This is a genomic window from Streptomyces sp. MnatMP-M17, assembly GCF_900091995.1.
Taxonomy (GTDB): domain Bacteria; phylum Actinomycetota; class Actinomycetes; order Streptomycetales; family Streptomycetaceae; genus Streptomyces.
The window spans coordinates 1-2309 of record NZ_FMDK01000439.1; the positions used below are offsets into that span (position 1 = coordinate 1).

A 2309-nucleotide genomic window follows, 5' to 3' on the forward strand; every position below is an offset into this window, starting at 1 on the left:
GGGACCGGTCCGCCGCGCGCGGCGCGCCGTTCGGCAGGGCCCATGCCGGGGACGGGCCCGGGATCGGGCGGCATGGTCTCGGGCGCGTGGCGCGGCGCCAGGAGCCGTGCCCGTACGGCCTCCACCAGGGCGTCCCGTACGCCCTCCACCGCACGGTCCGGGTCCCGCTGGGGCCCGGCGACGGCGAGGGAGGCGACCTGTTCGTACCCGGTGATCTCGCGCGATCCCTCGCGCAGGACCAGCGCGTGTCCGGGCGGGATGCGCTTGACGCCGTCGTACGGAGTGGAGTCGCGCAGCGCCTCCGGAGTCTCGGGACAGGCGAGGAGCGCGGCGAGATGCCCGATGTCGAGCTGGGCCTCGATCAGATCGGCGAGCGGCAGGGCGGCGGTGGCATACGCGGTGCCGCCCGCCCAGGGCGTGTAGAAGACGGGCCTGGCGCCGGCCAGATCGCCCACGACCGTGATCCGGCGGCCGATCTGGGCGACCGCTGTGTAACTGCCCGGCCAGGCGGTGAGATGGCGCAGCGCGCCGCCTCGGGCGGCGAACAGCCCGACGCGCAGTTCCTCGTCGCTGGCGCCGCAACAGCCCAGTACGGCCAGCCTGGTGAAGGGATCGACGGTGACGATCCGGATCTCGTCGGGCCGCCAGTCGCCCACGGCCCACAGCGGATCCGGGTCGCCCCACAGGAGCTGGGAGCCGACGGGATGCACGCTGCGGCCCTCGTAGTCCTCGCCGACGGACCCGGCGGAACCGACCGAACCGTTCGCCCCGACCGAACCGTTGGCTCCCACCGAACCGGCCGAACCGTTGGCCCCGACCGAACCGGCCGAACCGTTGGCTCCGGCCGACCTGGCCGATCCGGCCGTCCCTGCCGTGCCGAAGCGCGCGGCGATACTGCTCCATCCCACCAACCAGCGCATCGCCGCCTCCACAGCCTGTGGACAAGTCGAGAAGTAGGCTCAAGAGCCCACAGAGTAGGCTCAACAGCCCACTCCGAGCAGCCCGAAACCGAAGCCGTTCGGGAACATGCTGCCACGACAACAGCGCACAGGAGGGCCTACGGGAGCACGCGTGGAAATGCGAATGCGCCCCTGGCATTGGCCGTTTGGCGGAGAAACGGCGCTCCGAAGGCGCTTCCTCGACGGACGTGTTTCAGCCAAACTCCGGGCTCGGCACGGCACTTCAGCACCGGCACACGCTCAGTCCGGGAGGCGTTCGCCGCCTCCCGGACTGATCCACCGCCCGCGGGGATTGGGGCGGCGGTATCCCCCAGCCCACTGGTTCCAGTACGCAGTGGGCCGACCCACGCAGGTCTCATGGAAGCGCTCCCGCTCCCGCCGGGCCAAGAGCGCACGGCCGGGCGCACGCTACACACCGGGAGCACGGCGTGCCGCTCAGGGCCTTGAACGCCGGACGGAGCACGGACAACAATCCCGCCATACGAAACTCCGCCCCTTAACGGTCGGGATGTGGCGAACTACGCTGGGTTTACGAATGCCGCGCGCCTATGCCGCGGACGCGGCGGCCGTCTGTGTGTCGAGGGGTGACGCATGTCCAGGGAGCTACGCGGGCCGAACGAAAAGCTCGGCACCGTTCTCGCCCTCGCGGGAATCAGCAACGCCGGCCTCGCCCGGCGGGTCAACGACCTCGGGGCGCAGCGCGGTCTGACACTTCGCTACGACAAGACCTCCGTGGCGCGATGGGTCTCGAAGGGGATGGTTCCGCAGGGTGCGGCGCCCCATCTCATCGCCGCAGCCATCGGAGCCAAACTGGGACGTCCCGTCCCACTCCATGAGATCGGCCTCGCGGACGCGGATCCGGCCCCCGAGGTCGGGCTCGCCTTCCCGCGCGACGTGGGGGAGGCGGTGCGCGCGGCGACGGAGCTGTACCGGCTGGATCTGGCGGGCCGCCGCGCGGGCGGCGGCGGCATCTGGCAGTCCCTGGCCGGATCCTTCGCAGTCAGCGCCTATGCGACGCCCGCCTCCCGGTGGCTGATAACACCCGCCGACTCCTCGGTCGCCCGGGAACCGGCGGTCGCGGAGGCGGCGCAGGGAGCGCACGGCGGGAGCAGCCAGGGCTCCGGCCAGGGCTCCGACCCGTCGGGCGAGGTCTCGCCGCTGCGCGTGGGCCACAGCGATGTGGCCAAGCTGCGCGAGGCGGCGTCCGACGCCAGACGGTGGGACTCCAAGTACGGCGGCGGGGACTGGCGTTCGTCGATGGTGCCGGAGTGTCTGCGGGTCGACGCGGCACCGCTGCTCCTCGGCGCGTACAGCGACGAGGTGGGCCGCGGGCTCTTCGGAGCCACCGCC

At 72.2% G+C, this 2309-nt stretch carries 2 pseudogenes; one reads left to right on the plus strand and one right to left on the minus strand.

The window, feature by feature from the left end:
- A pseudogene (locus tag GA0115259_RS19920) lies at window positions 1–920 on the minus strand (asparagine synthase); the annotation flags it as partial.
- Window positions 921–1550: 630 nt separating this feature from the next.
- Between GA0115259_RS19920 and GA0115259_RS19925 the strand changes: the two are divergent.
- Window positions 1551–2309: pseudogene (locus GA0115259_RS19925) on the plus strand (sporulation protein); the annotation flags it as partial.